This is a genomic window from Ferruginibacter sp. (assembly GCF_031430955.1).
GTDB lineage: Bacteria > Bacteroidota > Bacteroidia > Chitinophagales > Chitinophagaceae > Ferruginibacter.
Genome location: NZ_JANPCM010000607.1, coordinates 1 through 6,958 on the forward strand (window position 1 = coordinate 1; position 6,958 = coordinate 6,958).

A 6,958-nucleotide genomic window follows, 5' to 3' on the forward strand; every position below is an offset into this window, starting at 1 on the left:
GGTAGGAGAAAAGGCAGAAGACCTTTTGGTTTTTAATAAGCAATTATTTGTAGAAGGCCTGTTTAATACCGGCTTCTAAAATACTTCTGAATTTTAAGTATTTAATTATATACATTTGTAAGGCAAACGCATTGGGTTTGCCCTTTAAATTCTATCCTTCGATAGCCGCTTCTTCAGCATCATTATCTACTACTTTATTCTTTCGGGCATCAGTAATCTGCATCCTGGGTGAAAACACGATGTGTGTTTAACGGCAGTTGACTGTATTATAATACTTAGGGTTTATCAGGTGTTGTAATACAATAATTTGATTATTCATCATTATTATAATTATTATAAACCTTCATTTTATGGCCGCAACCTTTAAATATGCCGCTACCAACGAAGCCCCCATTTTTGAATCCGTGGTAAATGGCGCAGGGAAAAAACCCATCAACAGAGTTTTAATGGGCACTTACATAACCGTAACAGCAGAGGATGCAGCTTTTTACAAAGTAAAAGCATTTAGTAAAGAAGGCTGGATGAAGAAGACAGACCTGAGTGATAACATGGGCCTTAAAATTTTTTATTTAGATGTAGGCCAGGGAGATGGCGTATTAATTGAAGTAGGTAAAATAAGAATTTTAATTGATGCCGGCCCGGCAACAAACCTGTACAGTTACCTTACCAAATGGCAATATACTTACCTGCTGAAGTACAATAAAAAAGTACATATTGATTATGTGTTCATCAGCCATTTTGATACCGACCATTACAAAGGCGTAATAAAAATTTTAGAAGATAAGCGGTTTACATTTGGCACTATACACCATGCAGGTATTTTAAAATTTGCTGCAACTGATAACCCTTACAACACCGGTTTAGGGGATACTGTAACCAACAACGGTGTAAAATACCTTAACAAAATTTTTGATAATTTATTAACTGCTGCCGAGCCCGCAAAATTTAACCGGGATGTTACTGGTTTTATGGATGCACTGCTTGCTGCAAATCAGCAAGGCCGAATTACAAAAGTAAAAAGATTAACAGCCGGAGATAAAGCAGTGAGTGAAACTATTGAAGGTAATAATTTTACTATCGAAGTACTGGCGCCTTTTACAGAAAAAGTAAATAATAAAAATGCCTTTGTTTACTGGACGGATGATGGCGTAACAATCAATGGCCATAGCCTTGTACTTAAAATAACATTTGGCACCCGTACCTTTTTATTTGGCGGCGATTTAAATTCCAAATCAGAAACCTACCTGATGCAAAAGTACGGTGTACTGAATCCGTTTGAAACAGATGTTGCAAAATCCTGTCATCACGGCTCATCTGATTTTACTGAAAAATTTATGCAGCTCATCAACCCATACGCCACCGTTATATCTTCAGGCGATAACGAAAGTTTTTCTCATCCCCGTGCCGATGCGATTGGTTGTGCAGGCCGTTATTCAAGAGGGCCAAGGCCGCTGGTGTATTCAACCGAACTGGCACGTTCGGTTGATTTACGTAGCCGTACCATTCTTTTTGGAATGATCAACTGCAGGTGTAATGGCAGTAAAATATTTATCAGCCAAATGAAAGAAGTAAAAAATTATGCCGACCTGTGGGACTCTTATCAGGTGGGGTAGAATAAAAAATTGGATTTGAAAAAGTATTTTAAAATAAAAAAACAGCTTATGCCAAACGTATTTTTTAAAACAATAATTACAGTGTTATTTATAGTCTGCCTTAATTCCTGTGCAAAACTTCCGGTGCAATCTGTACAGCTGATGCAGCAAATAAAAGATGAAGGGCAGCGCATGCACAAACTTAACATGGCTTATGTAAACATGGTATTTGAAAAAAATAATGCCGAAATAGATTCTTTTATGAACAAAGAATATATCCCTTCAATGATCAGCAGCATGAAAAAAAGTTTTGATGAAAATGATACCAAAATTGATATGAATAAACAATGGCCGCAAATTTTTCCTAAGATTGTACCGGTAGTAAATGGCGTACGGGATTCGTTACGGATGGCATTGGCAGAAAACAGGGCAAAAATAATTTCGAAGCTTAATGAAGACTATGAGTTTTACCGGCAGGCCTGCGATGCAGAAATTGGATTGCTTTCTTCTGCCACAAAATTAAATAATACTACCAGGCAAATTTTTAATACACTGCTTACAAAAGTAAGCGGCAATAAAACAGACCTTACCAGCCTGGAGAAGAAACTGGATGGGTTTTTACAGCAGGGTGAAAGTATTTCGCAAAAAATATTATTTCTTAACCAGGCTGTACAATCAATAACCGGTAACCAATAAAAACAATATTATGCCAGACTTAACTATCGACGAAATTATTGCAAAAGCAAAAACTGATACCGATAATAAATTTAAAAACAAAATGGCTTCGCTAACCCGGTTAACCAACAGCGAAGTTGATGGTCTGATGGAAACTACAGGTATAAAAAAAGAAAATTTTGCTGCAGTAATTAAAGAAATTACAGATGCCACTAAAAGCAATGAAGATAAAGTAAAAGCCATTGCAACCATCAGTAAAGGCGTGTCGCTGCTGGTAGGTATAGCACAAAAAGTTTTGTAGCATTTATTTGTATTGCGGCTGCATTACATGGTCAGGTATTTTTTAAAGTACAAATTTGCTATTAAAAATGGTGAAGTATAATGCTTAAAAAAGTGTACATATCTTCTACTTATAAAGACTTAACGGTTTACCGGGAAGCTATAAGGGATATGTTTCAATACAAAGGCCTGCAGGATGAATTTACACTGGTATCCATGGAAGGATACGTGAGCGAAAATGCAAAGAGGGCCATTGATGTTTGTTTGGAGGATGTCCGTAAAGCAGATATTTATATTTTGATACTGGCCAAACGCTATGGTTCTATTGTAGAGGGCACAGGCATTTCCTATACCGAATCAGAATATAACGAAGCTTTAAAAGTGGCACAAAATAATCCGTTGTATAAAATTTTCGTTTTTTACAGTAATGAAGAAATTGAAAAAGAAGATTTTAATAAAATGCCGGAATTACAAAATGCAGATATTCAGCAGTTTTATAACAGCGCATTAAAAAACAGCGCTTCATTTATTTATCCTTTTACCACACCTGATAATTTGTGCAAGCAAATTCTGCTTACGTTCAATTACAATTTTAAAAAACCAACCGGCATCACCGATTATAAAGATGCACTAATGCTCATCAACCGCAATGAACAATCCTACAGTTTTTCAAAGTCGGTTAAAAAAAATACCAATTCATTTTATTTTTCTTCGGTGTACGAAAATAATCCCAACGATTTTTTAGAACGTTTGTACGATTTGGAAATGGGAGGCAAGTACCGCAAATGCAGGCTGGAGCTGGCACAGTTTAATACGGTGAATACCGAAAAATTTAAAGAAATATTTATTGCCGAATTATCTTCTCAATGGGCTGCAGATGTTGCGGAGTACAAATTTGATAACGACAACAAACTTTTTTTAAGCATCGAAATTAATTCCATCGAAATAAACAGTGCCATTAAACTGGATTTTTTAAAACAGGTGCTCACTGCATTTTTACCATCATTTCTTACTAACGACGGCGCCACTACCACCAGCAACAGGGTGATATTTATTTTTTACACGTACCTGGCAAATGAAAATGCGGCCAACGAAAAATTTAATGCTTTTATACAATCACTTATCACATCGGTTAATTTACCTGGCTGCCTTAATGCCATTGATGCGCTGGACGACATTACAAAAACTGATACCTGGAACTGGCTGGATGTATTTATTAAAAGCCACACTTTCGACCAGGATGAAGTGGTGGAACTGCTGCAAATTAGCGATAACCCTTTTAAGAAATTAAGGATGAAAGAAGTAAACCGGTTAATAAAAAACTGGTTGAAAACAAATTTATTTAATAACTGATAAATTATTTTTTATGCAGATCACCAGGAACGATAATGATTATTATAAACCCAGTGCAGAATTACTTGCGGCAGTTAACACCGCTTTGTTTTTACAAAGGCCATTGCTTTTATCCGGCGATCCCGGAACGGGAAAAACAGAATGTGCTGATTTTATTGCCAGGCAATTGCTGCAGGCCCATCCTGATAAATTTAAGTTTAATAAGGCCCTGCGCTTTAATACAAAATCTGTATCTCAATCATCCGATCTGTTTTATTGTTACGATGCCGTAGGGCATTTTGGCGATAAAGAAAATAAAAAGAAAGAATGTTTTATCTCTTTCAACAGCCTGGGCATTTCATTAATGGCTACTCAGGAAGTAAATAAAGACTGGTATAACTTCAGCAACTACGAAAAAGAAGTAGCAAATAAATATGCCGGCTTTGGCTCGGTAGTGCTGATTGATGAAATAGATAAAGCGCCTCGTGATTTCCCTAATGATTTACTGGCAGAGCTGGAAAAACCCCCTTTTAAATTCAGCATAAAAGAGTTAACCGATTTTGAAATAATGCAAAATACGGCCAAGCCCGTGGTGATAGTAATTACCAGTAACAACGAAAAAGGTTTGCCCGACGCTTTTTTACGCCGCTGTGTATTTCACCACATTAATTTCCCCGATGAAAAAATTTTACTGAATATCATAAAAGCAAAATTCGATAACGCCGGGAATCCTTTTTTTATAACTGCTATCAAAAAATTTTTAGAACTACGAAGCATTAAGAATATCAATAAACAACCCGCCACTTCCGAATTGATAGACTGGATAACCTGCCTGAAGGAAAGAGATCTTTTAAACGGCAATTTGGAAAATTTAAAAAATGCTGATGTGGAATACCGCAAAAAAATTGCTGATACCTTAGGTATTATTGCCAAAACAAAAACAGATTTTGAAACAATAAGAAAAGAAATTGAAGGATAACCAGGAGCATATTTCAATTGATTTTACAAATGGTAAAATAAATTTGCCACTGTATAATTTTTTTATTGCCCTTAAGCAAAATAATTTTTTAGTTACGCCAAAACAAATTGCAGACAGCAACAGCATTATTGATGCATATAGCGAAAGTGTACAAAATGAAATGGAGTTGTGCCATTACCTTTCGCCCATTTTTGCCAACAGCCACGAAGAACAAATTCAATTTAAAGAATTATTTGGACAGTATTTTGCCCCGGTTTCTAAAAAGCCCGAAGCAGATTTTTTGCATAACAAACAAAAAATCCCGGATCATTTTAAACAACACTGGTGGAAATATATACTGGCAGTGGCATTTATTGTTGCTGCACTTTTATATTTTTTGCGTAAACCTATATTATATCCCCGGCCTTCTATTTCTATTACTGCAAACCCAGCAGATAGTGTTACAACTGTTTTATCTAAACAAACTAATGCTGCTTTTAACCTGCCGGTAAAAACGCAATTGAATATTAATAACAAATTACCTGATTCTGTACCAGGTATAAAATTAAAAACAACATACAACTGGGGCGATAATAGCGCTGTTGATACATTGCCTTATCATGAGTACACCAAAGAAGGTAATTATAAAATAACAGCCTATCCTCAGATATTCTACAAAAATTATTATCAATACACCGATACTGTTTTTACAGACGTAGTCATCTGTTTTAGTACAAACCAATTTACCATTGAAAAATCTTTTAAAACAGACTCTGTAAAAATTGGTGATACTGTAAAACTAACTGCAGGTATAACCGGTAAACAACCTGATAGCATAATATGGGCTTCTATAAACGACCATAAAATAATACCGGCCAATCATAATAAAACCGTAAGCATTATTTTTAATAAAGAAGAAACGGAAACTTTTTATTTTACGGCGGTTTACGACAGTATTAATGCGCCGTGCAATGGAAAAGCTGCCATCACTTTTTTTGTGTATGATCCTGCACCAAAACCACAAATAAAATTTAGTGTGCCGCCCGGTGCAAAACCATTGCTGCCACAATTTAAAGTACACCAAAATTGGTTTTATCTTTTGCTTTTTTTAGCTGGATTATTTTTGGTGCTTACATCATTTTTTGCGTTGCGGTGGAAACGGTCAAAAAAAAATGACACAGATAATAATTCCGGTGTTAAAAAGGAATACGAAAAATTATTGCAATCCTTTTCTGGCAAGGCCGGTGCTGTTGATCTTCCTTTTTTAAATAAAAATTATTTGCCGCTGCCCGAACCCGCCCTTGCGGATGTAGCCAGGCAAATGCGTAAACGCATCAGCGACGAAGCACAATACCTGCACCTGCAAAAAACTATTGCTAAGGCAATTGATAATGCCGGATTTTTTCAGCCGGTGCAGGTTACCCGTACCCAGCAAAGCGAATATTTAATTTTAATAGACGAACAGAACAGTAATAACCAGCAGGTAAAATTATTTGAGTATTTACTGGAGTTGTTGCAAAAGCAAAATGTGTTTATAGAAAAATTTTATTTTCAGCAGGAGCCAAAATGGTGTTACAATCTTACTTATCCGCAGGGCATTAGCCTGGAAAAGTTAAGCGAAAAATTTCCCAAACATGTATTATTGATATTGGGTAATGGATACCAGTTAATTTATAAGGATTATCCTGTAATTGATGACAGCTATTTACAATACTTGCGCAGGTGGCAATATAAAGCTGTGGTAACACCAGTATCGTTTTTAGATTGGGGCAATAAAGAAAAAAAAGCACTGCTTGATGAATTACCGGTTTTGCCCGTTGATATTCCCGGCCAACTGTTATTACTGCAAAAACTTTTTGGAGAAGAAATAAATGTACTCGCCGATTTAAAATTATATTCTAAAGGTTTTTACGAAACAGAGCTGATTGATTTTGAAGATGTGGATGAATTGTATGAGTATTGCGAAAATGCCGTATGGGCCAGGGTTAATAATGGGGGCAGGTATGATAATATTTTATTTCAGTGGATTGCCGCACTGGCAGTATATCCAAAAATTACCTGGCAACTTACCCTTGCATTGGGAAAAGCCATTATGGATACTTATGGTAAAACACACGAATTA

Annotated in this window: 6 protein-coding genes; all 6 read left to right on the forward strand. The window is 35.9% G+C overall.

Annotated elements, in window-relative coordinates; genetic code table 11:
* The first annotated feature begins 350 nt into the window (after positions 1-350).
* Positions 351-1,613: a ComEC/Rec2 family competence protein gene (locus ACY65O_RS17250; protein WP_462222104.1), complete on the forward strand. Its 1,263-nt coding sequence runs from the start codon at positions 351-353 to the stop codon at positions 1,611-1,613.
* Positions 1,614-1,661: 48 nt separating this feature from the next.
* Positions 1,662-2,288: a hypothetical protein gene (locus ACY65O_RS17255; protein WP_462222105.1), complete on the forward strand. Its 627-nt coding sequence runs from the start codon at positions 1,662-1,664 to the stop codon at positions 2,286-2,288.
* A gap of 10 nt (positions 2,289-2,298) precedes the next feature.
* Positions 2,299-2,568: a hypothetical protein gene (locus ACY65O_RS17260; protein ID WP_462222106.1), complete on the forward strand. Its 270-nt coding sequence runs from the start codon at positions 2,299-2,301 to the stop codon at positions 2,566-2,568.
* Positions 2,569-2,648: 80 nt separating this feature from the next.
* The gene (locus ACY65O_RS17265; RefSeq protein ID WP_462222107.1) at positions 2,649-3,899 is read left to right on the forward strand and encodes a DUF4062 domain-containing protein; all 1,251 of its coding nucleotides are present in this window, start codon (positions 2,649-2,651) and stop codon (positions 3,897-3,899) included.
* Between the two features lie 13 nt (positions 3,900-3,912).
* Positions 3,913-4,857 (forward strand): AAA family ATPase, encoded by a 945-nt coding sequence (locus tag ACY65O_RS17270; protein ID WP_462222108.1) that lies wholly within the window; start codon positions 3,913-3,915, stop codon positions 4,855-4,857.
* Positions 4,847-6,958: hypothetical protein (locus ACY65O_RS17275; protein ID WP_462222109.1), on the forward strand; the 2,112-nt coding region annotated here is incomplete at its 3' end. The genes ACY65O_RS17270 and ACY65O_RS17275, both read left to right, overlap by 11 nt.

Bases quoted from the DNA above. Each gene is read 5' to 3' on its own strand.
- ACY65O_RS17255 (WP_462222105.1), top strand. From the start codon at position 1,662: ATGCCAAACGTATTTTTTAAAACAATAATTACAGTGTTATTTATAGTC.
- ACY65O_RS17270 (WP_462222108.1), top strand. From the start codon at position 3,913: ATGCAGATCACCAGGAACGATAATGATTATTATAAACCCAGTGCAGAA.
- ACY65O_RS17265 (WP_462222107.1), top strand. From the start codon at position 2,649: ATGCTTAAAAAAGTGTACATATCTTCTACTTATAAAGACTTAACGGTT.
- ACY65O_RS17250 (WP_462222104.1), top strand. From the start codon at position 351: ATGGCCGCAACCTTTAAATATGCCGCTACCAACGAAGCCCCCATTTTT.
- ACY65O_RS17260 (WP_462222106.1), top strand. From the start codon at position 2,299: ATGCCAGACTTAACTATCGACGAAATTATTGCAAAAGCAAAAACTGAT.